Origin of the sequence: Sphingobacterium sp. UME9, assembly GCF_014170215.1 — a bacterium.
Classification (GTDB): domain Bacteria; phylum Bacteroidota; class Bacteroidia; order Sphingobacteriales; family Sphingobacteriaceae; genus Sphingobacterium; species Sphingobacterium paramultivorum.
In genome coordinates this window covers 1,218,027-1,243,674 of the sequence record NZ_LZZP01000013.1, presented here as the reverse complement: position 1 = coordinate 1,243,674, position 25,648 = coordinate 1,218,027, and the positions used below count along the sequence as shown (strand labels likewise).

24 protein-coding genes are annotated in these 25,648 nt (G+C 38.5%); 15 read left to right on the top strand and 9 right to left on the bottom strand.

Annotated elements, in window-relative coordinates:
* Positions 1–102 precede the first annotated feature (102 nt).
* The 3 genes from rpoN to A9970_RS24280 all read left to right on the top strand — a co-directional run bounded on the left by rpoN (position 103) and on the right by A9970_RS24280 (position 3,692).
* Entirely contained in the window at positions 103–1,569 is a 1,467-nt protein-coding gene (gene rpoN, locus A9970_RS24290) for an RNA polymerase factor sigma-54 (RefSeq protein ID WP_153848700.1), read from the top strand.
* 80 nt (positions 1,570–1,649) lie between these two features.
* A complete protein-coding gene (locus A9970_RS24285) occupies positions 1,650–2,525 on the top strand; it encodes a carbon-nitrogen hydrolase (protein ID WP_182984030.1) in 876 nt (291 codons plus the stop codon).
* A gap of 90 nt (positions 2,526–2,615) precedes the next feature.
* Positions 2,616–3,692, top strand: coding sequence for an agmatine/peptidylarginine deiminase (locus A9970_RS24280; RefSeq protein ID WP_182331225.1), 1,077 nt, complete (start codon positions 2,616–2,618; stop codon positions 3,690–3,692).
* A 106-nt stretch (positions 3,693–3,798) separates the two neighbouring features.
* Here A9970_RS24280 and agaR read toward each other — a convergent pair whose 3' ends face one another.
* From agaR to proS, 3 genes are all read right to left on the bottom strand, one after another.
* A complete protein-coding gene (gene agaR, locus A9970_RS24275; RefSeq protein WP_153848702.1) occupies positions 3,799–4,560 on the bottom strand; it encodes a transcriptional repressor AgaR in 762 nt (253 codons plus the stop codon).
* Positions 4,561–4,782: 222 nt separating this feature from the next.
* Complete coding sequence (locus A9970_RS24270) at positions 4,783–5,571, bottom strand: GDP-L-fucose synthase (protein ID WP_182984029.1); 789 nt, start codon at positions 5,569–5,571, stop codon at positions 4,783–4,785.
* Between the two features lie 15 nt (positions 5,572–5,586).
* The gene (gene proS / locus A9970_RS24265) at positions 5,587–7,059 is read right to left on the bottom strand and encodes a proline--tRNA ligase (RefSeq protein WP_153848704.1); all 1,473 of its coding nucleotides are present in this window, start codon (positions 7,057–7,059) and stop codon (positions 5,587–5,589) included.
* A gap of 178 nt (positions 7,060–7,237) precedes the next feature.
* On the opposite strand from proS, the gene A9970_RS24260 reads away from it, so the two are divergent.
* From A9970_RS24260 to purH, 6 genes are all read left to right on the top strand, one after another.
* The gene (locus A9970_RS24260) at positions 7,238–8,431 is read left to right on the top strand and encodes a hypothetical protein (RefSeq protein ID WP_182331221.1); all 1,194 of its coding nucleotides are present in this window, start codon (positions 7,238–7,240) and stop codon (positions 8,429–8,431) included.
* A gap of 72 nt (positions 8,432–8,503) precedes the next feature.
* On the top strand, positions 8,504–10,096 hold the full coding sequence (locus A9970_RS24255; RefSeq protein ID WP_153848706.1) for a hypothetical protein: 1,593 nt from the start codon (positions 8,504–8,506) through the stop codon (positions 10,094–10,096).
* A gap of 161 nt (positions 10,097–10,257) precedes the next feature.
* Positions 10,258–11,013, top strand: coding sequence for a hypothetical protein (locus A9970_RS24250; RefSeq protein ID WP_153848707.1), 756 nt, complete (start codon positions 10,258–10,260; stop codon positions 11,011–11,013).
* An 11-nt stretch (positions 11,014–11,024) separates the two neighbouring features.
* The gene (locus A9970_RS24245; RefSeq protein ID WP_182984028.1) at positions 11,025–11,948 is read left to right on the top strand and encodes a LysM domain-containing protein; all 924 of its coding nucleotides are present in this window, start codon (positions 11,025–11,027) and stop codon (positions 11,946–11,948) included.
* A gap of 32 nt (positions 11,949–11,980) precedes the next feature.
* Positions 11,981–12,619, top strand: coding sequence for a uridine kinase (locus tag A9970_RS24240; protein ID WP_075993390.1), 639 nt, complete (start codon positions 11,981–11,983; stop codon positions 12,617–12,619).
* A 122-nt stretch (positions 12,620–12,741) separates the two neighbouring features.
* A complete protein-coding gene (purH, locus tag A9970_RS24235; RefSeq protein WP_182984027.1) occupies positions 12,742–14,268 on the top strand; it encodes a bifunctional phosphoribosylaminoimidazolecarboxamide formyltransferase/IMP cyclohydrolase in 1,527 nt (508 codons plus the stop codon).
* 53 nt (positions 14,269–14,321) lie between these two features.
* Here the strand turns inward: purH and A9970_RS24230 are convergent, their stop codons facing one another.
* Complete coding sequence (locus A9970_RS24230) at positions 14,322–14,690, bottom strand: YkvA family protein (RefSeq protein WP_182984026.1); 369 nt, start codon at positions 14,688–14,690, stop codon at positions 14,322–14,324.
* Between the two features lie 329 nt (positions 14,691–15,019).
* Here A9970_RS24230 and A9970_RS24225 point away from each other — a divergent pair, with 329 nt between their 5' ends.
* Positions 15,020–15,730: a DUF4397 domain-containing protein gene (locus A9970_RS24225; RefSeq protein WP_153848711.1), complete on the top strand. Its 711-nt coding sequence runs from the start codon at positions 15,020–15,022 to the stop codon at positions 15,728–15,730.
* An 86-nt stretch (positions 15,731–15,816) separates the two neighbouring features.
* Here the strand turns inward: A9970_RS24225 and A9970_RS24220 are convergent, their stop codons facing one another.
* Entirely contained in the window at positions 15,817–16,122 is a 306-nt protein-coding gene (locus A9970_RS24220) for a septum formation initiator family protein (protein ID WP_075993394.1), read from the bottom strand.
* 231 nt (positions 16,123–16,353) lie between these two features.
* Here A9970_RS24220 and lpxB point away from each other — a divergent pair, with 231 nt between their 5' ends.
* Entirely contained in the window at positions 16,354–17,469 is a 1,116-nt protein-coding gene (lpxB, locus tag A9970_RS24215) for a lipid-A-disaccharide synthase (RefSeq protein WP_182984025.1), read from the top strand.
* A 57-nt stretch (positions 17,470–17,526) separates the two neighbouring features.
* Entirely contained in the window at positions 17,527–18,162 is a 636-nt protein-coding gene (locus tag A9970_RS24210) for a hypothetical protein (RefSeq protein ID WP_182984024.1), read from the top strand.
* 64 nt (positions 18,163–18,226) lie between these two features.
* Here A9970_RS24210 and A9970_RS24205 read toward each other — a convergent pair whose 3' ends face one another.
* The 3 genes from A9970_RS24205 to A9970_RS24195 are packed head-to-tail and all read right to left on the bottom strand — an operon-like array spanning position 18,227 to position 21,302.
* On the bottom strand, positions 18,227–19,306 hold the full coding sequence (locus A9970_RS24205) for a DUF3810 domain-containing protein (RefSeq protein ID WP_182984023.1): 1,080 nt from the start codon (positions 19,304–19,306) through the stop codon (positions 18,227–18,229).
* Positions 19,307–19,327: 21 nt separating this feature from the next.
* Positions 19,328–20,386, bottom strand: a complete 1,059-nt coding sequence (locus A9970_RS24200; RefSeq protein ID WP_153848845.1) for a nucleoid-associated protein — start codon at positions 20,384–20,386, stop codon at positions 19,328–19,330.
* Positions 20,387–20,396: 10 nt separating this feature from the next.
* On the bottom strand, positions 20,397–21,302 hold the full coding sequence (locus A9970_RS24195; protein WP_182984022.1) for a histone deacetylase: 906 nt from the start codon (positions 21,300–21,302) through the stop codon (positions 20,397–20,399).
* A 158-nt stretch (positions 21,303–21,460) separates the two neighbouring features.
* Between A9970_RS24195 and A9970_RS24190 the strand changes: the two genes are divergently transcribed.
* The 3 genes from A9970_RS24190 to A9970_RS24180 are packed head-to-tail and all read left to right on the top strand — an operon-like array spanning position 21,461 to position 24,188.
* A complete protein-coding gene (locus A9970_RS24190) occupies positions 21,461–22,102 on the top strand; it encodes a YceH family protein (RefSeq protein WP_182984021.1) in 642 nt (213 codons plus the stop codon).
* Positions 22,103–22,108: 6 nt separating this feature from the next.
* Positions 22,109–23,299 (top strand): MFS transporter, encoded by a 1,191-nt coding sequence (locus tag A9970_RS24185; protein WP_182984020.1) that lies wholly within the window; start codon positions 22,109–22,111, stop codon positions 23,297–23,299.
* A gap of 1 nt (position 23,300) precedes the next feature.
* Positions 23,301–24,188, top strand: a complete 888-nt coding sequence (locus A9970_RS24180) for a DUF72 domain-containing protein (RefSeq protein WP_182984019.1) — start codon at positions 23,301–23,303, stop codon at positions 24,186–24,188.
* A 114-nt stretch (positions 24,189–24,302) separates the two neighbouring features.
* Here A9970_RS24180 and eno read toward each other — a convergent pair whose 3' ends face one another.
* Positions 24,303–25,598, bottom strand: a complete 1,296-nt coding sequence (gene eno / locus A9970_RS24175) for a phosphopyruvate hydratase (protein ID WP_046675452.1) — start codon at positions 25,596–25,598, stop codon at positions 24,303–24,305.
* Positions 25,599–25,648: the final 50 nt, after the last annotated feature.

Here is a 25,648-nt window from a genome sequence, read left to right as displayed (position 1 = left end):
CGTTCCACAAATATTATACCCATTTTTTATTTATTATCGATTTTATTTTAAAATAATAATGATATTTGTTTAAATTTAGATGTAAAAAAGTCAACTATTAGCATGTTAAAACAAACATTACAACAAAAGCTATTGCAGAAATTGTCTCCGCAACAAATACAATTTATAAAATTGTTGCAGGTTCCGACGGTTTCATTAGATGCTCGAATCAAGGAAGAATTAGAAGAAAACCCTGCGTTAGAAGATGGTAGCTTGACTAATATGACCGACCCTATAGAAGAATACCCCGATAAAGATCCAGACGATAATTTTGATAATGAAGATGGGTTCGATTCAGAAGACTTTAGTTTAGAAGACTATATCCAGGAAGATGATTTCAAAGATTATGGCAACGGCTATGATTATGGAGACGACGATGACGACCGCAAAGAAATGCCTGTTGCTATTCAACACTCCTTTTATGAGCAGCTGCAACAACAGTTGGACCTCTTGGCATTAGATGACAAGCACTTTTTAGTTGGCCAACAAATCATTGGTAGTCTAGATGACGACGGCTATTTACGCCGTCCAATTATCAATCTTGTAGACGACCTAGCTTTTGGTCAAAATGTAATGACTGATGAGCAGGAAGTTTTAGACATGCTAAAAGTAATTCAAGATTTTGAGCCTGCGGGAATTGGAGCCCGTGATTTGCAAGAGTGCCTGTTGATCCAGTTACAAAAAAAAGATACACAAAATCCAACCATCAAACTTGCGATTAAAGTCGTATCGAATTACCTTGAGGAGTTCACCAAAAAGCATTATGATAAATTAGAAAAATCTTTAGGCGTTTCATCTGAGGATCTAAAAAATGTAGTCAATGAGATTCTAAAACTTAACCCAAAACCAGGAGACTCCGGCGCGGTTGCAGGCAAACAACTTCATATTATCCCGGATTTTCATATCAGCAATAATGATGGCATACTACATTTGACTTTAAATGGCCGAAATGCGCCTGAGCTCCGCATAAGTCGTGATTACCAACACATGTTTGAGCATTACGAGAAATCGGATCAAAAGGATAAAAAAATGAAAGAGGCTGTGCAATTCGTCAAACAAAAACTTGACTCCGCCAAATGGTTTATTGATGCAATAAAACAGCGTCAACAAACCTTATTAAAAACAATGAATGCAATCATGGAATACCAATATGACTATTTCCTTACTGGTGATGATCGTAAGTTAAAACCAATGATATTGAAAGACATCGCCGACAAAATCGATATGGATATATCAACTGTGTCGCGGGTAGCAAATTCGAAATACGTACAAACAGAATTTGGAACATTTCTCTTAAAATCATTTTTCTCTGAAGCTATCCAAACGGATTCCGGTGAAGAAGTATCTAATAAAGAGGTTAAGAAAATATTGGAGGAGTGCATCGCAAAAGAAAATAAACGGAAACCCTTGGCTGACGAGAAATTAACTGAGATCCTAAAAGAAAAAGGCTACAATATTGCGCGGCGAACGGTGGCAAAATATCGGGAAGCATTGAATATTCCTGTAGCAAGATTACGAAAAGAGCTCTAAGAGCTCTTTTTGTTTTTCCCACAGACCAAATCCAAGTTAAGAATAGTATCTTTGTGCTGTATTAAAATAAGCATTAAAGAATGAGCAAAGTAAAAGTTGGAGTTGTACAGATGAGCTGTACCGCAAGCAAACAAGAGAATCTCGAAAAAGCTATCGCTAAAGTAAAAGAAGCCGCTGCAAAAGGTGCGCAAATTGTGTGTCTGCAAGAACTATTTACCTCTTTATATTTCTGCGATGTGGAAGATTATGACAATTTCGCACTGGCTGAATCCATTCCCGGCCCATCGACGGACGCGCTATCGGCTGTTGCTAAAGAAGCAGGTGTCGTAATTATCGCTTCATTATTTGAAAAAAGAGCAGAAGGATTGTACCATAATACGACCGCTGTATTAGATGCAGATGGTTCCTATTTAGGGAAATATCGTAAAATGCATATTCCAGATGACCCTGCATTTTATGAAAAATTCTATTTTACGCAAGGAGATTTAGGCTACAAAGTATTCAAAACAAAATTTGGAAGAATAGGCATTTTAATTTGCTGGGATCAATGGTACCCTGAAGCATCTCGAATTACCGCATTGATGGGTGCCGAAATCTTATTCTACCCTACAGCTATCGGATGGGCAACCGATCAAGATGAAGAAACCAACAAAGATCAATACAATGCGTGGCAAACAATACAACGCTCCCATGCCGTTGCAAATGGTGTCCCTGTTGTATCCGTTAACCGTGTAGGATTTGAACAAAATGGTGCGATGAAATTCTGGGGTGGAAGCTTCGTTACGAACGGACAGGGCAAATTGCTTTACCTTGCCTCACATGACAAAGAAGAAATTGAGGTCGTCGAATTGGACTTAAATGAATCGGACTATTTCAGAAAACATTGGCCATTTTTGAGAGACCGAAGAATCGAAACATACGCACCGATCACCAAACGTTTTATTGACGAAGACTAATATTGGATATTCTAGCCATTTCAGTTTCGAACGCACACAACTGTGCTGAAACGAACTGAAATGGCTTTTTTTAATCCCCTTAAAATAAGTATGGAACAAAAAAAGACATTCACACAGGACTATTTTGACAATTCCCCAAAACAACAGGGCTTCTCATTTCCCGCAGAATGGGCAAAGCAAGAAGCCTTATGGTTGAGCTGGCCACATAAAGAGGAATCTTGGCCTGGGAAGATTGAAACAATATACAAACCCTATTGCGAATTTATTAAAGTCGTAGCAGCAGGGCAAAAAGTAAGGATTAACGTCGCTAATGAGGAAATGCAAAATTTTGCTATTACCGCGCTCAAAGAAGTGACAACAGATTTTAGCAATATCGAATTCTATTTTAATCCGACTAACGACGCTTGGTGTAGAGACCACGGTCCCGCTTTTATTATTAACCAGGCAACAAATCAAAAAGCAGTTGTCGACTGGGGTTATAATGCCTGGGGTGGAAAATACCCTCCTTTCGACTTGGATGACGTCGTTCCAACGCGTATTGCCAAAGAATTTAACCTTCCTTTATTTACCCCTGATATCGTCATGGAGGGCGGTTCAGTCGAGTTTAATGGCGCAGGAACAATCATGACAACAACCGCTTGTCTATTGAATAAAAACCGAAATCCACACCTGACAAAAGAACAAATAGAAACCTATTTGAAAGAATTTTACGGTCAGGAACAGGTTTTATGGCTTGGAGACGGTATCGTTGGAGACGATACAGATGGACACATTGATGATATTACACGTTTCATCAACGAAAACACCGTTTTAACGGTTGTGGAGGAAGATCCAACAGATGAGAACTATGAGATACTTCAAGAAAATCTAGCAACACTTCGTTCATTTAGACTTTTAAATGGAGAGCCACTGCATATCATTGAACTCCCAATGCCAGCACCGGTCATCTATGACGAAACAAGATTACCTGCTTCTTATGCTAATTTCTACATTGCAAACGATGTTGTTGTTGTACCGATCTTCAACGATAAAAATGACCAAAGAGCACTGGATATCATCCAAGGCTGTTTCCCTACACGTAAAGTCATAGGAATAAATTCCGTCGACATTATTTGGGGGCTGGGAAGTTTCCACTGTTTAAGCCAGCAAGAGCCGGCGCTGAGCTAAAAAAAGCTATCCATAAAAAAATGTCCCCAAATAGTTAAACACTCTTTTGGGGACATTTTTTATGATAAAAATAAGCAGCTCAGCTTTGAGTTTTAGTTAAGCCGTGTTAAACAACAATCACATTTACCCCGGCTTTTTCTAACGATTCCACAAAGCTTGTATTTACTTTGTCATCGGTAATTAATATATCAATTTTATCAAAACCACAAATCCGCCCGAAGCTTCGCCGTCCGAATTTAGACGAATCTGCTAATACGACAACCTTTTGAGCCGTATCGATCATAATGCGATTTAATTGTGCCTCCTGGGCACTCGAAGTTGATACGCCGTATTCCAGGTCAATACCATCGACTCCCAAAAACAATTTACTGCAGTAAAAATCATGCAATAAATTTTCTGCATACTTTCCCGTTACGGATGTCGAGGTCTTACGAAGCGTCCCGCCCATCTGCATGATTTCAACCGAAGGATATTTGATCAATTCCATCGCAACATTCAATGCCGAAGTTACTACAGTGATATTTCCTTTAGGAATGATCTGCTTCGCTAGCGACTGCATGGTCGTTCCTGAAGCTATAATGATTGAATCATTTTCCTCAATCATTTCAGCCGCTTTTTTTCCGATCCGGCTTTTATCATCCGAACGAAGCTTCTCTTTTTCAAATACTGTACGGTCAGTCGTATAAGGATTATATTGTGTTGCCCCGCCATGCGTTCTAAACAACAATCCACTATCTTCCAACAAGGTCAAATCTTTCCGAATGGTTACAGAGGAAACGCCCAATTCCTCACATAGATCAATTACCTGAACTACGCCGACCTCCTTTAATTGTTTTAAGATATATTGATGTCTTTCTACATTTGTCATGGCTCTATTTATAATAAGCTGTTAAAATACTAAATCTATTATCGGTTTGTTTAAAGGAATATGTCGATATCTTGAAAAAATCCATCGATATCAATAAATTTCAACAAATATGACTTTCTACTTAAATTTCCCGTAGTAGAATTGATGTTAAAATAATGAAATTATTTAATTTTTTCACGCTGACAATCATAAATTCATTTTTATTTTAAAAAGAAAAATGAATTAAAATTGCAAAGGATCAGGCAGGACAAATTGATAATCAAGTTCCTCTAAAAGTAATCTTCCGCTAACTATTTTTTGAGTCGCATCCGCAGCTTCGAACGCAAGAGGCAAAGCATAACCATATTTTTTTGCCGAAGCTAGAATAACATCCTTTTTCTTAGGATGTAAGGGAGCAACAATATTGTATACAGTATACTTAAGCGCATTGCAAGATGCTGCCTCTAACAGTCTGATCACATCATCGATATGAACAAAATTGGCGGGCTGTTCACCCGTCGTACAGATACGTTCGGCAAAATATTTGGCAAAAACACGATTTTTACCAAACAAACCTCCTAATCGATAAATTATAGTATCAGCCAATCCCAACATACTTGCTTCAGCAAGCAAGAGTTTTGATGAAAGTTCGGTTATATCTGCATAGGATTCATCAAATACGCCATCTTTGTCCGGATAAATTCCAATAGAGCTCAGGAAGACTTGTCTCTTCCATGTCATATGCGCATAAAATGATTTGATATTCGAAAATCTGTTTTCAAGGATCGCTACACTATTTTTCTGACTTGCCGGTATACTGTTTAATACGAAGTCAAATTGAGTAGGTAAAACTACCTGTGCTGGAAAATTTTCATAATCAAAGTCTAAAATAAACGAAAAAATACCATCGGCTTTAAGCCGATGGTATTTTTCAGATGTTGTCGTACTGGCCCAAACCTCATGGCCTTGATGCTTCATATGTATCGCAAAAGATTCTGCGAGCCAACCGCATCCCAAAATGAGTATCCTCATATTACGACAACACTATTAATAAGCTTTTGCAAACAGTACACGCCGACTTGAAGGTTTCCCTGTAAAGATACAGATACCTTCCTCTTCCTTCGCATCCAAAGGAATACAACGAATTGTTGCCTTAGTTTCTTCTTTTACACGTTTTTCCGTTTCTGTTGTTCCATCCCAATGACAAGAAATAAAACCACCCTTACCTTCCAGTACTTCTTTAAACTCATCATAAGAATTCACCTCAGTAAAATGAGATGTCCTGAAATTTAATGCTTTTTGGTATATATTTTCTTGTATTGTATCTAGCAATTGTACAATATTACCAGCCAAGCCTTCCTGAGCAACCGTTTCTTTCGTTTGAGTATCACGACGCGCTAATTCTACCGTACCATTTTGCATATCTCTCGCTCCAACAGCTACACGTACAGGAACACCCTTTAACTCCCATTCTGCAAATTTAAAGCCTGGACGTTGTGTGTCCCGATCGTCGTATTTTACAGATATATCGTTCACACGCAATTCATTTGTTAACTGATTCACAAATGCATCGATTTGCGCCTTTTCTTCTTCAGTCTTAAAAATCGGAACGATGACAACTTGAATTGGTGCTAATTTTGGCGGCAATACCAATCCTTGATCATCTGAGTGAGCCATAATCAATGCGCCCATCAAACGTGTAGAAACACCCCAAGAAGTAGCCCAAACATGCTCCAATTTACCTTCTTTAGAAGTAAATTTCACATCAAACGCCTTTGCAAAGTTTTGGCCAAGAAAATGAGAGGTTCCTGCTTGTAATGCTTTTCCATCCTGCATCAATGCTTCAATACAATACGTATCCAAGGCACCCGCAAAACGCTCGTTTTCTGTTTTTCTACCACGTACAACAGGCACAGCTAAAATATTTTCAGCAAATTCAGCATACACATCAAGCATACGTTCTGTTTCTTCAATAGCCTCTTCTCTTGTCGCATGGGCTGTATGGCCCTCCTGCCATAAAAACTCTGCAGTACGCAAGAAAAGACGTGTACGCATTTCCCATCTTACAACGTTCGCCCATTGATTGACCAAAATTGGGAGGTCACGATAAGATTCAATCCATCCACGATAAGTATTCCATATAATCGTTTCTGAAGTCGGGCGCACGATCAACTCTTCCTCCAATTTCGCGTCTTCATCCACGACGATCTTACCTGTACCATCGTTTTTTAATCGATAATGAGTTACCACTGCACACTCCGTAGCAAAGCCTTCCACATGCGCCGCCTCTTTAGAAAAAAACGATTTGGGAATGAATAAAGGGAAATAAGCGTTGCTATGACCTGTTTCTTTAAATCTTTTATCTAAGATCGCTTGCATCCTTTCCCAGATAGCGTATCCGTATGGTTTGATCACCATACAGCCTCGTACAGCTGAATTTTCAGCTAGATCAGCTTTAATCACAAGCTCGTTATACCATTGTGAATAATCTTCAGCACGACTTGTTATTCCTTTACTCATATGAAATTGATAAATTATTGTAACATTATTACGTTAAATCTCGTCTGTAATTCTAATACGAAAAGCGTTCAATAAAAAATATTTGTATTTTTGATTACTTCGATTAAACCCCCTTGAGAAATTTGCGTCTAAGATAGTAAATAAGGCTGTATAATCGAAAATAAGGATTTAGGATATTATGAAAAAAAATAGATTATTTATCGGAGCACTTGCCATAACAGGAGCGTTCATGCTTGGTTCCTGCGGCACAAGTAGGCAAATCTATGGCGACGATGTCTATGGCAACAATGGGCAAGCTAGACAAAAGGTTTATCAAAGCCCAGATTACTATTACACAGATGCAGATCAGGCCCAACCAAACGGGCAAGCGCAAGGCGGTTACTATGATGACGAATATTCTGATCAGGATTACAACAATGATTCCTATGAAGATCTTGAATATGCCAATCGTATCAACCGTTTCTATTACGCTAGTCCGGGCATGACGTATTTCGACCCATTTTTTGATCCATGGTATGGTTATGGTTTCGGCGGTTGGTACGGATACGGCCCATCGTTCGGAATGGGATGGGGATGGAACTCTGGATGGGGTTCATCTTGGTCTATCGGCCTCGGATGGGGTTGGGGATCTAGCTGGGGCTGGGGATCTCCTTGGTATGGCGGTTACAGACCTTGGGGTGGCTGGTACGGCGGCGGCTACTGGGGATCTGGTTGGTATGGAAACGGCTACTGGGGCGGTGGTTCCTGGGGTAACTCAAGACCACGGTATGCATCAAGTAGATCTGTATACAGAGATAACTATAACACGCGCAGTTCATCATCAAGAACCCGAACTTCAGGTGGATATGACCGCAACAGCGTTGCTCGAAATTCTGGAGGATACGATCGTACTGGCGTAGCACGCGATTCTAGAGGACGTATTACATCTGTTTCAAATAGGTCAAGAACTTCTGACGGTTCCGTGACACGTGGTTCTTCTTATGACAGGTCAAACGGTAGAACAAGAACATCTGATGGTGTATCGAATAGAGCTTACTCAGATGGTACTCGTTCAAGAACCTCAGATAGAGTCAATGGTTCCTATCCAAACAACACACGTAGCACCTCTAGCGGATATTATAATAATGATTCGAGAACACGAAATAGTTCAGGTGAGGTATCTCGTCCGATGAGCCGTTCGATGGAAACACGCTCCAGCAACCCAAGCTCAACGTCAAGACCATCGTATACTCCGCCAACAAGAAGCTATGATAGTGGTTCATCATCCCGCTCTTCTAGTGGTGGTTTTTCTGGAGGTGGTAGTTCTAGATCTTCGGGAGGAGGTTTCTCCGGAGGCGGAAGCTCAAGATCAAGTGGAGGACGTACTCGATAGTTAAAAGCATTTTGAATAGTAGCATACAAGAAATTGTATGCTACTAATTTATTATTGACGACATTTTAGCATATGACAATCAAAAAATTACTTTTTGGAACTGCATTCGTTTTAGGTGCAGCAGGGACTACTCAAGCGCAATATACGAAAGATGTACTTTTATTCTCCCAAGGGGACAATGGCGGAACAGCTCGTTTTAAAGCCATGGGAAATGCATCTACCGCATTAGGTGGAGATATAAGTTCGATTACGGGTAACCCCGCGGGTTTGGGCTACTTCAATCAATCTGACGTATCATTAACAGCCAGATACCTTAACAACAAAAATAAAACAGACTATTTTGGTCAAAATTCAAACAGCAGCAAGAATAATTTCAACTTAGACAACGCTGGAATTGTTTTTCACCTCCCAACTTACCGCAATGGAGGTAACCTCGATAGAGGTTGGTTAAATTTCAATGTCGGTATTGCTTACAACCGCAATTATGTCTATAACAACCTGCTAGAGTATCGAGGAGTAAATAATACGAGTTCGATATCAGATGCTTATTCCGACCGCCTTTCAGGTGTCGGAGGAACACAAGGTTGGGGCCAGGAAGTTTATAACAACTCTTTATTATTCGATGTAGACCCCAAAAACGCGGGTGCATATATCCCCATTACAGTTGGCGGAACTTTCGATGGAAAAAATGGTTTTAATCAAGTGAATTCCATCTTAGAAAAAGGAAGCAAATCCGAATCCGTCTTGTCATTTGGAGCCAATTATAGCAATAAACTTTATTTAGGAGCCTCTTTGGGTTTCACCGCATTTAGCTACGACAATTCCAGCTGGTTTACAGAATATGGTCAAACAATGACGGCCGACCAATTAAAAGCCATTAACAAAGATTCAGAATTTTTAAAACCAACCAATGCCCAAAAGTATGCCATGTTGGATAAAGATTATGAATTATATGATGATTATGCACAAGCCACTGATGGTACTGGTGTCGACTTTAAACTTGGGGTAATCTATAAATTTACGCCAACGTTTAGCATGGGATTCACCGCTAAGTCACCTACATTTATGAGCATCCGGGATGAATCATATAGTAATTCTGAGTTCCGTTACTTCAGACCAAATGAAGACAAATCATTTAAAGAGTATAGAACCAGTGATGACGCAGGGCACAGTTACTTGGAATATAACATGAATACACCCTATAAATTATCTCTTGGGGCGAGCCAATTATTTTCAAGAGGATTAATAACCGCTGATGTCGAATGGGTAGACTATGCCGCTATGCGTTTTAAAGATGTGGGAAATTACAGTAAAACTTTAGAAAAGAACATGAATCAAAACATCAAAGATACTTACCAAGGTGCATTTAATGCGCGAATTGGTGGTGAAGTGATGTTTGATAATGTATTTAGCGGAAGAGCTGGTTTCAACTACAGTGGCAACCCCTATAAAAATGCAGACTATACGAATTATACGGCATCTTTAGGTATCGGCGCTAAACTTGGCCGTGGCATGTATGTTGATTTGACTGGTGCGTATAATGCAGTCAACTACAAAGAAAGCCCATATTTGATTAATGAGAACTACTGGAATAATGCTAGTCCAGTAGCAGATATAAAAAATCAACGGACTAATGTTGTACTAACTATTGGTTCAAAATTTTAAACTATATTTTTTTCAAAAAAAGTCCAGCTATGTCTGGACTTTTTTTTTGAGAAAAAACAGCAGAGAACAAACATAAAACACGCTAAAATTAGTTTACGCGTGATTATACTTGTATATAAAGGTAACTTTATCTAAGTTTGTCCCCTCGGATTGAAAATTACATGGCAAATCACACAATTTCAAAAGCATTCAATTTCATTTTTACATACCCCATTTGGCGGATAGAAATCGATGCGGAGAATAAATTGATCGCTGTGGAGACCAGAAACCCAGACGATACCCTGCCCTATTTTAATGTAGTCACTTTTGAAGGAACTTACGTATTAAAAGACTTCAAAGCAATAGCCAAAGAGTGGGTCCTTGCTGGAATTCAATGCAAAAAACTAATACTTAAGAAGATTGCCAATAACACACCTATCGACGCAGGCATACAGGTAGTCGATTGTTACAACCCAAAACTACAGGAAACCTGGTTCAACTACATATTCATCGGTATGGTTGACCAAGGTGTGCTTATTAGACCAAAAGTAATAGCAGAAGGCTTCCAATTATTTTTGAACCTCCAATCGATGTCGATTGAAAGTAAAAATGAAACTCCCTTTAAACCTTATACCAGCGAGCTGGTCTATCCTATTATCTACAATGGTGACATCCCCATTTTTTTGAAGGACTTCCCAATTGATGGTGAAATCTGGATAAATACGGTGAATGACTACTTTATTTGGGCTTTCTATGAAAAAGACAGAAACAATCGTTATCAAATCAGGCTAGTGCAATCCACTAGAGAAACATTGACAGAGTCTATTATTGCAGTTTCCGAGCTGGAACTAAAGCTCTTCAACATTTATTTTCTTATTCACGAACAAATATTCCTTTTGACAGATAATAAACGGGAGTTTGTTTCGTATTTAGTATAATTGCAAAATATATGAAAGTTTTATTCGAATTAAAAACATATAAAAAGATAGCTATTCTATCCATCGCGATATTAGCTATTCAACAAGTTGAAGCAAAGAATTCAACTTCTTTACGTACTGATTTTACCCCTGATTCAGTAGGAACTGAAGCTATCAATGGTGAAGAATACGTTCTGTTCAAAATTGAAAAAGGAGACAATTATTACCAGTTAAGTAAAAAGTATAAAACAACGGTAGGCCAGTTGACCCAAATAAATGGTAATGGAACATTAAACCTTGGCCAAATTGTTAAGATTCCAACCGGTCGGAAAGCGAAATCTTTGATAAATAACGATCGTGGAAATACGGCAGTGCAAAATCTGGGTAATCCGCAACAGCAAGAAGGTTTTACGGAATATATCGTTGGTGAGAAAGAGACACTTTATGCCATATCTAAAAGATTCAGTATTTCTGTTGAAGATATCAAAAAAGCGAATAACTTAAAAAACAACGTTATTGGCGGAGGAATGAAGCTCATGATCCCCAATCAGCCCCTACCTCCTGAACGGCCAAAATTAGTTGAACCTAAAGGAATCGAAATTGTAACGCCTGATTCTACAGACGATGACGATAAAGAAGAAAATCAAATTTCAACAAACCGCTACGGAATACGCGAGAAGTCCGAACGTGGTATTGGTGTGTGGATTGATGGACTTTCATCCCAGGGTACAAGCAACCTTGCTCTTCATAAGAGCGCTCCAGTAGGTACTATTCTAAAAATTACCAACCCAATGACCAAAAGTGTTACTTACGCAAAAGTGGTCGGTAAATTTAATGATAATGCCGAAAACCAAAATGCAATTGTCGTGTTGTCAAAGTCTGCCGCCGCAAGCATAGGCGCACTTGATAAACGCTTCCAGGTCGAAATTGCGTATGGATTACCGCTAGAAAATTAACAGAATAAAATAGCTTTTATAGCATAGTAAGAATGAATAACAAACCGTATGTCATAGGAATTGCCGGAAGTAGTGGCTCTGGAAAGACTTTTTTTTTAAATAGTTTTTTAAAACATTTTAAGCCTAATGAGGTGACCTTAATTTCCCAAGATGATTATTACATCCCTGCCAATACTAAAACCCAGGAGGAAAATAGGCTCTATAACTTCGATATTCCGACATCAATCGACAGAGATGCTTTTTATAAAGATATCAAGGCACTCTTTAACGGTGAGACAATATATAAAGAAGAGTATACATTTAACAACCCTTCATTAACACCCAAAATACTAGAGATTAAACCGGCACCAATTTTAATTATTGAGGGCCTATTCATTTTCTATTATACGGAAATTAATAATTTAATCAATCATAAGATATTTTTAAGCGCTGATCAGGATATCGCATTAAGAAGACGTCTACACCGCGATCTGGTTGAACGGGGCTACTTTGAAGATGATGTCATGTACAAATGGATAAACCATGTACTACCATCCTACAACGAGTACTTACTTCCTTATCAGGATACTTGCGATCAGGTCATATTTAACAATACCGATGAACCAGAACCAATCTGGGATATCACCAACCAAATTTCTGAAGAGCTAAAATTAAAGCTCAATTTGGTATAAAATTAAAACAATGTAGAAAGGAGAATCTCGTAAACAGATTCTCCTTTCTATTTAAAGTACTTGATTTATTGGTATCAAGATTTTAAATACCTATCTTTGCGCCACGAAACAAATCCATCATAATGAACCATCCTGTAAAGATTAAAAATGCATTGGTTTCAGTCTATTATAAAGACGGCCTTGCTCCTTTAGTTGAATTATTAAACAAATACGGTGTTACCTTCTATTCCACTGGTGGAACAGAAACATTTATCAAAGATTTAGGTATAGATGTTGTTCCAGTTGAAGACCTCACCAGCTACCCTTCTATTTTAGGAGGCCGTGTAAAAACATTGCATCCAAAAGTATTTGGCGGTATTTTGGCACGCCGCCCGCTTGAGTCGGATCAACAACAGCTTGCTCAGTATGAAATACCTGAGATCGATTTGGTTATTGTGGATTTGTACCCTTTTGAAGAAACTGTTGCTTCCGGTGCACCCGAACAAGATATTATCGAGAAAATAGATATCGGTGGAATTTCACTGATACGCGCTGCCGCTAAAAACTTTAACGATGTCGTTATTATCTCTTCCAAAAATGATTACAAAGAATTGGAAGAAATACTAGCAAACCAAGAAGGTAATACGTCATTGGAACAACGTAAAGAATTTGCTAAACGTGCATTCAATACATCCTCGCATTACGATACTGCAATCTTCAACTATTTCAATCAAGAAAATCCGCTTCAGGTTTTTAAACAATCTGAGCAAAAAGCACAGGTGTTGCGCTATGGTGAAAACCCACACCAAAAAGGCATTTTCTTCGGCGATTTAGATAAGATGTTTGATAAATTAAACGGTAAAGAGTTATCTTACAACAATTTGGTTGACGTTGATGCTGCCGTTGCTTTGATTGATGAGTTCACAGAACCTACATTCGCGATCTTAAAACACACAAATGCTTGTGGAGTTGCCTCCCGTTCAACAATCAAACAAGCTTGGTTAGATGCTTTAGCATGTGATCCTGTTTCAGCTTTCGGTGGAGTCTTAATAACGAATGGTCAAGTTGATGCTGCAACAGCTGAAGAGATCAATAAATTATTCTTCGAAGTGTTGATTGCACCTTCTTATTCTGAAGAAGCCATCGCTATTCTTACCGCAAAGAAAAACAGAATTATTTTGGTTCGTAAAGAGGTTACACTACCAGGACAACAGTTCAAAACTTTATTGAACGGCGTTATTCTTCAAGATAAAGACAATACGATTGAAGGACCTGAACAAATGGTTACGGTAACACAAGTACAGCCTACTGCAGAACAACTGGAGGACCTTTATTTTGCGAACAAAATTGTAAAACACACTAAGTCAAATACAATCGTATTTGCTAAAAATGGTACTTTGTTAGCTTCAGGCGTAGGCCAAACTTCTCGTGTAGATGCATTGAAACAAGCTATTGAGAAGGCAATTTCTTTCGGTTTTGACCTTAAAGGCTGTGCAATGGCATCGGATGCCTTCTTCCCTTTCCCTGATTGTGTGGAAATTGCTTCAGAAGCTGGTATCGCAGCGGTATTGCAACCTGGTGGTTCAATCAAAGACCAGTTATCAATTGATATGGCCAATGAAAAAGGAATCTCCATGGTAACAACAGGTGTTAGACACTTTAAGCACTAGTTGAACTTCAATAATAAATAAAAAAGCTACTTTTCTAAAGTAGCTTTTTTTATTTATCTCGTTTCTACAGGAAACTTCGAACGCTTATACTGTTCCATCTCAACGCTGAGTTTGCGAATCGCATAACCAACAATGGCCACATCATCTATCCACCCGCCCACGAGAATAAAATCAGGAATCGCATCAATCGGCGAAACCACATAAAGTATCGTTCCAATAATAATCGATAAATTCCATTTATCCATTTTATACTTCCCCGTAATTGTGTCCTTACACATCGCAATTAATACGTTGAATTCGTCCATATAGCCCCCTAGATTCCTCGCTTTTGCCTCCGCCTGTACAAATTCAGATTCCGTAATTTTACGATGCCTAAACTGCTCAAACATTCCTTTCGCAATTCTTTTGATTCTATTGTTCATACCTCAAAATTAGGATTACTAGTTTAACAATCCAAATCCTCGCCCTAAACCAAACTCGATTCAAAATCGGATTGCATATCGCAACATAACCAAATCCTTCCCTTCAAACTGACTAAATTTTACCTAGAAACCATATTCATCTGTTACCGATCCCAAAGCCACCATCTTTAAAAAGTGATTTACAAAGGCTATCTGAATAAAAAACGAGGTCTGAATATGGATTTTTATTATTTTTACAAATCGCTGTAGCAAAGTGTCAGTCATCTCCGTATAATAGACAACACAAGCGCAATGTGAGTCACAAAAACAGATTTTAATATTACACGGATATGAAAAACTATAGATTATTTAATTTTATTGCTATTGCTTTAGCGGCCCTCTTTCTAACAAGCTGTCTAAAAGATAACGATGACCAGCCAATTCCTGCTGCGTTGCTTACCATGGTCAATGGATACACGGATGCGAATGCAGTTATATATTTCGCAGACGGAGGCTCGCTTCAAAACCCCAATTATCCATTGGGATTCAAAAGTTATGCTCAAATTGGCTTATTTACAGGAGCACGTAGAATTACAGTTTCCGCTGAATATAACACTAAATTAACGGATACAACTGTAACAATCAAAGACAGCACCATATATACATCCTTTTTATTTGGAACTAAATCCAAACCCGTACAGGTGATCACCACAGATCGAATCAATAAAGACATCAAAAATACAGAGTCTGGTTTACGCTTCTTTAATCTTGCTGAAGGTACAGATTTAGTTAGCTTAAAAATAGGCGATCAGGCTTCCCCTTCAGAATGGACAAATAGAGCACAAGAAACACAGAATTCGGCAAGTGCCCATCAGGGATTTATCGCGCAAAAGAGCGGCACATTCACCGTCACAGCTCGTGATAAAGCCGGAAAAACAATCGCAACACGCAGCGACATTAAATTGGTTGAAGGCTATTATTATTCATTAATACTCATAGGCAAAGCTAATGATGAAAAGAAACCATTATATATTGGTTTAGTAGCACAAGCCGCAAATTAAAATACCCATATCTATATACTTTATAACAACGGCCGTCATGTAAACATGATGGCCGTTCTTTTTCATTTTATATTATACTGTAGATCTTAATGATTCTCTTTAGCTGCTACTTTAGTAATCACATAAATATCCTCATTATCTTTTTTCATCTTATACTTCTCACGAGCAATACGTTGTACTTCCTGCGGATTTGATCGAATATCGTTAATTGTTTTAATGATGGCAGCATTTTCCTTCAGGTAGAAGGAGCGTTCACTTTCCAAATTTGCTTTCTGTTTTTGATAACTATACTGCGTAGCAAAGTCATTTCGATCAAAAAACAACATCCACACGAGAAAAGCCAAAGCGGCTAACAAATACTTATTTCTTATTAAAGACCACAATCGTTGCATAAGACAAAAATACTATTTAGCTTTTATACTTAGGATATTTTCTTCAAAAGTTGAACATCTTTAATTAAAGATATGGAATAATATATTCAAAGTCATCATATACCTAGAATAATCTTATCTTTAACAGTTCAAAAACGATCATTTCAATGAAATATCCATCGTTAAGACTAAACGCAGTTTTAACGATAAAAAGATATTCCATGTGATCATTAAAGAATAAATCGTTGACATATGAAATACTATCTTATTGCAGGTGAAACTTCAGGGGACTTACATGGTGCCAATCTTATTAAAGCATTAAAAATTGAAGACCCCAATGCGACTTTCCAAATAGTCGGGGGGAATCTAATGCAAGCAGAGGCCGAAAAAAAAGCGTTGATACATACCTCAGAAATGGCTTTTATGGGCTTTATAGAAGTTTTAAAAAATCTGCCAAAGATATCTAGAAATCTCAAACTTGTTAAAAATGATCTATTAAAAGAAAAACCGGACACCGTCATTCTAATAGATTTTCCTGGCTTCAATTTGAAAATTGCTGATTTTGCAAAAAAACATGGAATCAAAACATGCTACTATATTTCCCCTAAAGTGTGGGCCTGGAATCAAGGTCGCGTAAAGAAAATCAAACGGATTGTCGATCATATGTTTTGTATTTTGCCTTTTGAGGTAGATTTTTATAAGAAGTGGCGCATGCCCGTTGATTACGTTGGAAACCCGCTGTTAGATGCGATTTCAACCTATAATTTCAATCCCCAATTTAGAGCACAAAATGGACTTTCAGAAAAACCCCTGATCGCCCTTTTACCGGGAAGCCGGGAAATGGAAATTTCAAAGCTTCTCCCTATCATGGCCGAACTTCCGTTTTTCTTTCCTGTTCATCAATTTGTCATCGCCGGTGCTCCTAATTTTGATGAAGCCTACTACAAGCAGTTTTTTAAAGGTATTGATATTCCCGTGATCTTCGATCAAACCTACGACATTCTCCATAACGCAGAAGCCGCAGTCGTTACAAGTGGAACGGCTACACTTGAAACAGGTATTCTGAAAGTACCTCAGGTTGTCGTTTATAAGGCTAACCCAATATCTGTATGGATAGCCAAATTAGTCATCAAGGTTAAATTTATCTCTCTAGTGAATCTAATTAATAATTTCTTATCAGTAAGGGAATTGATTCAAGACGACTGCACGGCATACGATATTTCATATGAAGTAGGTGAACTTATCAATAACAAAGCTCATCGCGCAAGTGTGATGGAAAACTACGATATTTTGGCCGAAAAACTAGGTTCTCCTGGCGCATCAGAGAAAACTGCCAAATTAATTGTAAAATATCTCGCTAAAATTTAAACTCTTTTACCTTTTATTTGTCAAACTACTAGTTAGTTACAATTAATTAAAAGTTTTATGAAATTTAAATTTATTCTAGTTTTTTTTCTTTGCTTTGCAATGTCCTTCACTGGGAAAGCACAAGAAACACAACATATTTCTAAACTGGAAATTGGCAAAAAGGCAAAAAAAAATATCGATAATAGAGACTCAACTGTCGTCATGCACATCGATACTTTAATCATGAAAGACAATGCTACCCTTTCGTTCTATGGCAAGAAAAATGTTAAGCTAACGATTGGTTATGCTGAAATTGGAAATAAAGCAACCATCTATGGAACCGATGGGAAGAATAACGGTGCAAATTTTGACATCAATGCTAATTTTCAAAAATTAGGTTCCCTTTATATCATTGCAAAGGGAGATGATGCTTTTAATGGCACTAAAACTTTTCCCAATGGGAACGGAGGAAAAATTAAAGTCACTTTAACAGATGGCAGTCTCAAACCGCAAACAACAAACAAAAAGGCTGCGAACTATATCTATGGAGACGTAGCTGCAGGTGGGCGGGCTGTCAATGCAAACACAGACTTGAGAAACATCTATGATCGGATTAAAACTGCTCCCACCGGATTGAGAGGGTTGCCACAAGGACAAATTTATTCTGGCAGTGCCGGCACTGAGGGTACATTTGAACTAATTTCAACACAATAACGAAATCTTTAACCCATAAAAAAGGCGTATTATTCTCTAATACGCCTTTTTTATGGGTTCATTATTATCTACATCCTCTTCTTTTAAGCTCATAGGCCAATACCAACCGCGTCATGCGGTCGTACCGTGCTATTCCTTCCTGTTGATTGTTATGTTTCAGGTATTGATTATAAAACAATCCCATCACATCGTCGACCCAACCCGTGTATTGACTCCAAAAATACCTTTCTTTTTCCACGTCTTTCAATACTTTTGCGCTTAATCTTCCCTTGTAATCCTTTCCTAAATCAGGATACATACCCTGCAGTTCGCGCAACATATAAAGCGTGGTCTGTAGATAAGCCGAGTATCGGTAAAAGATTTGTGGATGTTGCTGTAAGCGAACAAAAGCTATAAAATTCGCCTCGTCTTCAAAACCAATTCCCTGTTGATGCGCAAGTTCATGCACTGTAGTAAAAGGTAAAAAGGTGACTGGCATGGCTTTATTAACCTGTGCTTCATGAGTAAATGGATTAAAATAGCCCGAGACACCAAAAAAAGAGACTATCCTGCTATTTATTGGTGATTTTGCCCTAATTTGACCCCTTGACAAGAATTCAGCAAAAGCCGTATCCTGTTGTACCCATGTACTCAAATCCGTTTGAATAGTTTCTTTATGCTCTTCCCATTGGGATGGATCCACATGTTCCCGCAAGTTATTTGTACTGTCCAGAAACCCATTCAAAACCACGAGATAATCGGCTAACTTTAAGCTATCAACTTGCAAATTGGCATTGGTACTGATTGGTTCACGATAATAATTCAGGCCCCAAGATAGGTAAAAGAAAAAATAGAGAGCCAATAACAAGTTTATGATAAGTAGAACCGGACGAAAGGAATTTTTCCATCTTCCTTTCCATAAATTTCCGATCAATTTAGCAATTGAATAAAGTAGCAACCCAACTACTATAGCATAAAATAGATCACCTAAACTAAAAGGAACATAACCAAAAATAAATCTTGGCACATGGCTAAAGGAACGGTAAAAGCCGCGCGCATAAAACACCTCAATCCATTGGCTATGTTTCTCAATCAGGGAGAATATAAAAATTCCAATCAGAAGTAACAGCAGCGTGAAAACAGCTATTTTATTGCGCTTTTCCATTCAAATAATGATATAAAACGATTAACTTTCGTTCTCAAAATAGACCTTATAATAATTCATGCCTTTATCCTCATCGTAACCCTTCTCAAGATATTCACGTTTACCATGAACATAGATATGAAAATTCTTATCCAGCTTTAAAACAGACTTGTAAGAAGATTCCATTTTTTTTACCGCTTTATCTGCTATTTCAAAACTTGCCTGAAATGGAGAGTCAAATTCATCTTCAAAACCAGCTTTAAAGTCCTGAAATAAAGCAATCGCCTGCGGGTTGCCCAATACTTCCTCCTCAAACTCTTCCTGGACAAAAGTTTCCTTTTCCTTAAAGTAATTCATGGATTTGTTCATCAGATCAATCTTGTCCGCTTTCTCCAATTCAAACGTTTCGTCTAATTTTTCCTGAACAAAGTTCTTATACACTTTCAGGTAATTCCCCGTTTGATTGAAATTATCGTTACGCACGCGAAGCTGCAGAAACTCATCTTTCCAATATACAGCCTCCTGTTGACGGTTTGTCTGATCGAGAACCAGCACCTTATACCCCTCTTCTTCTTCTACATTGACAATAATACAGCCCTTGTCCAGTTTATTGATATTGATCGCCTCCTGCTCATATTCCAACATAAAAGCACCTTGCTCCGGATATACTTTCAGATAAGTCTCTTTATTCTCAGATTTGAAGATACCAATCGCATCATGTTCTTCCCCCTCGATCTGTACATTCTTTAAGGCAACTACATACACCTCTCCAGCCTTAATTTTAGGATGGTTGGATACCTCATAAAGGTGTTTTGAAATTTGTTGGGAAAAATCATGAAATGGAAGCTGCTCCTTAAAATACTGTCTTGCAAAATAGAAAATCTCATTCAGCTCCAACTCTCCATTGGGATGATATAAGCGATATACCTCATTCACCTTTGCAAAAGGACTCATAAAATACTGCATTAGGAGTCCAGGTAACACTTCATCTCCTTCAAGAGATACCGGGGCATCCGACAAAATATAAAATTCATCTTGCGCTTTATTGCCTACACGATGAATAGATAACGCTTCAAAAGTTGCATCTTGGTGAAAAAACATATTTCTTATCTTATAAATTATATATATCTATTGCTATTCTAAAAGTCTGACAATGTGCATTGACAATATCTTTAATTTCAGGAGAATAACCTCCGCCCATACTTACTTGAACAGGGATATTGTGTTTATGGCACATTTGAAAGACCAATTCATCTCTTCGATGACAGGTACTGCTGCTTAAGTTCAATTTACCCAGCTTATCTGTTTCCAAAATATCTACCCCAGCCTGGTAGAAAACGAAATCAGGCTCAAATTCCCGAAATACATCAACCAAACTTTCTTCCAATAAAGTGAGATATTCCATATCCGTAATATGATCTGCTAAGCCAATATCCAAATGGGAACGCTGTTTGACAAAGGGATAGTTTTTCTCACCATGCATTGAAAAGGTAAACACCTGATTATGCCCCTCAAAAATATGGGCGGTACCATTTCCTTGGTGCACATCCAGGTCAATGATGAGGATACGGCTAGCATATTTATACTTCAACAAGTAGCCGGCGGCAGTCGCTTGATCATTCATCAGACAGAAGCCTTCACCAAAATCATAACCTGCATGATGTGTCCCCCCTGCAATGGTAAAAGCAACACCATACTCAAACGCATATTTAGCACTTCGGATCGTCCCATCAAGGATATATCGCTCCCGATCAACAAGGCTTTGACTTAATGGAAAACCTATTCTACGGACCATTTTGGGATCCAGTGTAAGCTCAAATAACTGCCTTACATACACTGGATCATGGACCAAACAGCATGTTTCAAAACTAGCGAGCTCAGGACTGAAAAAACTTGACTCGTCTGCCAGACCTTCATGTTTTAACTGTAAAGGAATCAGCTCGTACTTCAGCATCGGAAATCGATGCCCCTCTTTGACGGAATGGACAAATTCTTGACGAAAAGCTATCTTAAGCACCTTAAAATCTTATATTACTCATGCGAAGATAAGAAAAAGATCTTTTGGAGTTATATGAGAAAAAGGGCATCTTTGAGAAGAAACAAACAGCAAGCCAATGTTATGTTGCCATAACAGCATACTTGTATTCGATCATAAATTTATATTCTTCAAAATAAATGGAAACAACTAATTTGCCCCAATTGTCTGCCATGGAACAACGTGTACTAGGCTCACTAATCGAAAAATCAAAAGTAACTCCAGAATATTACCCAATGACAATCAACAGCTTACAAGCTGCTTGTAACCAAAAGACTTCCCGCAAACCGGTTGTACAATATACAGAAGAAGATATTATTGCGACATTGGATATATTAAAGAAAAAGGGCTTAATCTCGACAGTTGTTGGCGGTGGATCTCGTGTAACAAAGTACAAACACAATTTTGCCATACAATTTCCACTGGTTCCCTCTGAATTAACCATTGTCTGTTTATTGCTACTCAGAGGACCACTGACCGCCGGCGAAATTAATTCAAACTCCGGAAGACTTTATGAGTTTGAATCGTTGAGCGAAATCAATGAACAATTGGAAAAATTGGCACAAGAAGGCTATCTTAAGTCCTTACCTAAACAAATGGGACATAAAGAAGTCCGCTACATCCATTTATTAGGAGAAATCAATCTGGAGGCCTATGAAAATAGTGGTCCGGTGAGCAGCTCCTCGAACGACCAGATCTTACTCGATCGAATTGCACAATTGGAACAAGAAGTTGCAACATTGAAACAGCAATTTCAGGATCTCTGGGATGAATTACATTAATTGCTCATGTCGCAAACAATAGATTCAAAAAACGAAATATCCAAAGCAACCTTGTGGTTGATGACCATCGCTACAGGCTTAGTTGTCGCCAATAATTATTACAATCAACCGCTATTGGGCTTGATTGCCAAAGACCTACATATTGACGAGGCTACGGTCAGTAATTCGGCCATGTTAACGCAGATCGGATATGCCTTTGGCCTGTTACTGATCGTTCCCTTAGGGGATATGTTTAAGAGAAAGAAAATGATCTTGATCGATTTCTTTTTCATTATTTTTTCTTTGGTAGGTATGGCCATGTCCACTTCTATCCTTTCTATTTTGCTATTCAGCTTTCTGATAGGTTTCACATCTGTTATTCCACAGGTTTTTGTACCCATGGCTGCCGAACTTGCAAGCAAAGAAAAGCAGGCTTCAGCGATTGGTATGGTAATGTCGGGTCTGCTGATCGGTATATTACTCTCTAGGGTTGTAAGCGGGTTTGTCGGCTCCTACTTTGGCTGGCGCGAAATGTATTGGATAGCGTCAGCAATTATGGTCATTACAGCCATCACCATCGCAATCAAGCTACCAGAGGTACTGCCTAATTTTAAAGGTTCTTATAAAGAATTGATGCGATCAGTCTGGAACTTTGCCAGGAAACAACCTGTATTACAGCTGGCTGCTTTTCGTGGAGCCATGGGATTTGGGGCTTTTTCCGCATTTTTTACAACGCTTGTTTTCCATCTTGCAGCCCCACCTTTCTTTGATGGCCCCGCAACCGCAGGAGCCTTTGGCCTTGTAGGTGCCTGTGGGGCGCTTGCAGCTGCTTTTATCAATAAACTAACCATTTATATAGGCAAAGCAAAAATCATCTTGTACGCGATCCTATTGATGTTAATCAGCTGGTTATTATTCGCCCTCTTCGGCAATTACTATTGGGGCCTGATCCTCGGTGTTATTCTTATCGATCTTGGCCTACAGTCGATGCATATCCTAAATCAAAGCGATTTCTATGCGCTAAACCTCGGTGCCAACAACCGACTAAATACCGTATATATGGTCAGCTATTTTATTGGTGGATCAACAGGCACTTTTTTTGCTGCACAAGCGTGGCAACACTTCCAATGGCCCGGTGTTATTTTCGTAGGCACATGTTATACGCTGTTGGCATTGTTGGCTCATCTATTATTTGATTATAAATTAAGAAAAAACTGATATGAAATTCGGCCAAGTAGAACATCCCGAGGAAATCGATTTTACCCTTCCTCCTACTACACCAGAAACCTTAACCTTATTACAGCACTTCAAAATAGACAAACCTTTTGAGGTATATGTAGGCTGTGCAAAATGGAATAAACAAGATTTAAAAGGCTTTTATCCCAGAGGTACAAAAGACGAACTTGCTTATTACTCCACACAGTTTAACAGCATTGAACTCAATGCTACATTCTACAATTCACCTGGCATAGACCAGGTAGAGACCTGGAAAAAGAAAACACCTGCTAACTTCAAGTTCTTCCCAAAAATACCACAATCCATCAGCCATTTCAGCAGACTATTAAATACGGGTGATAAAGTAAAATTATTTACGGACTCCATTGTTCATTTCGATGAAAAACTGGGAATGGCTTTTCTTCAGATGCACGACAATTATAATCCAAAGGACATGGCCCGTTTAAAACTATTTCTTCATGACTGGCCAAAAGAAGTCCCGCTAGCGTTGGAAGTCCGAAATAAAGATTGGTTTTCCAAACCCGAAGTAACAAAAGAACTCTATGCACTGTTGGAGGAAACCAATGTGACCAATGTACTGGTCGATACTGCAGGCCGTAGAGACATGCTCCATATGCGCCTGACCACGCCGATTGCTTTCGTACGGTATGTAGGTGCAAATCATGCAACAGACTATGATCGACTGGATCAATGGATCGATGTTCTGAAACTATGGCGGGATAACGGATTGCAAAAATTGTATTTCTTTATCCACCAGAATATTGAGGTGGAATCACCGTTACTGGCGACACATTTTATCAAAAAACTGAATACAACATTCGACTTGGATCTAACCTATCCCAACAAAAACACAGGAAATACCTTATTTTAAGACAGGTTATCAGATCCGGTCCGTAATGCACCGATAGAAAAATATATTTTGCCCACAAAAAAAAGCCGAAGTAGAAGATACTTCGGCTTTTTTTATTAAAAATCAAACTTTAGCTTATTTTTTAGCGTATTTAAAGTTTTTACCGATGAAACGGGCATTACCACCCAATTCTTCTTCGATACGCAACAATTGATTGTATTTAGCCATACGGTCAGAACGTGAAGCAGAACCAGTTTTGATCTGTCCACAGTTCAATGCTACAGCTAAGTCAGCGATAGTCGCATCTTCAGTCTCGCCAGAACGGTGTGACATCACCGAAGTATAACCAGAATTTTGAGCTAAAGTAACCGCATTGATCGTTTCAGTCAATGAACCGATTTGATTTACTTTCACTAAAATTGAATTCGCTGTATGGGTATCAATTCCTTGTTGAAGACGTTTTGTATTTGTAACAAAAAGATCATCACCTACTAATTGAACATGGTCACCGATTTTATCAGTCAATGTTTTCCATCCAGCCCAATCATCTTCAGCCATACCATCTTCGATAGAAATAATAGGGTATTTAGCTGTTAATTCAGCCAAATAGCTTGCTTGTTCTTCACTAGAACGTACAGCACCTTTATCACCTTCAAACTTCGTATAATCGTATTTACCGTCTTTGTAGAACTCAGAAGAAGCACAATCTAACGCTAAACAAACATCTTGACCTGGTTTGTAACCAGCGATTTCAATCGCTTTCAAAACTGTTTCGATAGCATCCTCAGTACCTTCAAAAGTTGGCGCAAAACCACCTTCATCACCTACTGCAGTTGAAAGACCTCTGTCATGTAAGATTTTTTTCAAGGTATGGAAAACCTCAGTACCCCAACGCAAAGCCTCAGAGAATGAAGGCGCACCCACAGGCATGATCATAAATTCCTGAAATGCGATAGGTGCATCAGAGTGTGAACCACCATTGATGATATTCATCATAGGGATAGGCAACGTGTTCGCATTTACACCACCGATATAACGGTATAATGGTTGACGTGACTCCTGAGCAGCAGCTTTCGCTACAGCTAAAGAAACTCCTAAAATAGCATTTGCACCCAAGTTTCCTTTATTTTCGCTACCGTCTAAATCAATCATGATTTTATCGATGGCATTTTGCTCGAAAACATCTACACCTTCTAGTGCTTTTGCAATTTTAGTATTTACATTCTCAACCGCTTTCAAAACACCTTTTCCTAGATATTTTGACTTGTCACCATCACGCAATTCTACTGCTTCGTGAATACCAGTTGAAGCACCTGAAGGAACAGCTGCACGACCAACAAAACCATTTTGTGTAGTAACATCTACCTCAATTGTAGGGTTACCGCGCGAATCCAAAATTTGACGCGCATGAACATCGATAATTAAACTCATCTCTTTATTAGACTATAATTTATTTTCATTACTTAGTGTAGATAAGACAC

Bases quoted from the DNA above. Each gene is read 5' to 3' on its own strand.
- rpoN (WP_153848700.1), top strand. From the start codon at position 103: ATGTTAAAACAAACATTACAACAAAAGCTATTGCAGAAATTGTCTCCG.
- A9970_RS24285 (WP_182984030.1), top strand. From the start codon at position 1,650: ATGAGCAAAGTAAAAGTTGGAGTTGTACAGATGAGCTGTACCGCAAGC.
- A9970_RS24280 (WP_182331225.1), top strand. From the start codon at position 2,616: ATGGAACAAAAAAAGACATTCACACAGGACTATTTTGACAATTCCCCA.
- agaR (WP_153848702.1), bottom strand. From the start codon at position 4,560: ATGACAAATGTAGAAAGACATCAATATATCTTAAAACAATTAAAGGAG.
- A9970_RS24270 (WP_182984029.1), bottom strand. From the start codon at position 5,571: ATGAGGATACTCATTTTGGGATGCGGTTGGCTCGCAGAATCTTTTGCG.
- proS (WP_153848704.1), bottom strand. From the start codon at position 7,059: ATGAGTAAAGGAATAACAAGTCGTGCTGAAGATTATTCACAATGGTAT.
- A9970_RS24260 (WP_182331221.1), top strand. From the start codon at position 7,238: ATGAAAAAAAATAGATTATTTATCGGAGCACTTGCCATAACAGGAGCG.
- A9970_RS24255 (WP_153848706.1), top strand. From the start codon at position 8,504: ATGACAATCAAAAAATTACTTTTTGGAACTGCATTCGTTTTAGGTGCA.
- A9970_RS24250 (WP_153848707.1), top strand. From the start codon at position 10,258: ATGGCAAATCACACAATTTCAAAAGCATTCAATTTCATTTTTACATAC.
- A9970_RS24245 (WP_182984028.1), top strand. From the start codon at position 11,025: ATGAAAGTTTTATTCGAATTAAAAACATATAAAAAGATAGCTATTCTA.
- A9970_RS24240 (WP_075993390.1), top strand. From the start codon at position 11,981: ATGAATAACAAACCGTATGTCATAGGAATTGCCGGAAGTAGTGGCTCT.
- purH (WP_182984027.1), top strand. From the start codon at position 12,742: ATGAACCATCCTGTAAAGATTAAAAATGCATTGGTTTCAGTCTATTAT.
- A9970_RS24230 (WP_182984026.1), bottom strand. From the start codon at position 14,690: ATGAACAATAGAATCAAAAGAATTGCGAAAGGAATGTTTGAGCAGTTT.
- A9970_RS24225 (WP_153848711.1), top strand. From the start codon at position 15,020: ATGAAAAACTATAGATTATTTAATTTTATTGCTATTGCTTTAGCGGCC.
- A9970_RS24220 (WP_075993394.1), bottom strand. From the start codon at position 16,122: ATGCAACGATTGTGGTCTTTAATAAGAAATAAGTATTTGTTAGCCGCT.
- lpxB (WP_182984025.1), top strand. From the start codon at position 16,354: ATGAAATACTATCTTATTGCAGGTGAAACTTCAGGGGACTTACATGGT.
- A9970_RS24210 (WP_182984024.1), top strand. From the start codon at position 17,527: ATGAAATTTAAATTTATTCTAGTTTTTTTTCTTTGCTTTGCAATGTCC.
- A9970_RS24205 (WP_182984023.1), bottom strand. From the start codon at position 19,306: ATGGAAAAGCGCAATAAAATAGCTGTTTTCACGCTGCTGTTACTTCTG.
- A9970_RS24200 (WP_153848845.1), bottom strand. From the start codon at position 20,386: ATGTTTTTTCACCAAGATGCAACTTTTGAAGCGTTATCTATTCATCGT.
- A9970_RS24190 (WP_182984021.1), top strand. From the start codon at position 21,461: ATGGAAACAACTAATTTGCCCCAATTGTCTGCCATGGAACAACGTGTA.
- A9970_RS24185 (WP_182984020.1), top strand. From the start codon at position 22,109: ATGTCGCAAACAATAGATTCAAAAAACGAAATATCCAAAGCAACCTTG.
- A9970_RS24180 (WP_182984019.1), top strand. From the start codon at position 23,301: ATGAAATTCGGCCAAGTAGAACATCCCGAGGAAATCGATTTTACCCTT.
- eno (WP_046675452.1), bottom strand. From the start codon at position 25,598: ATGAGTTTAATTATCGATGTTCATGCGCGTCAAATTTTGGATTCGCGC.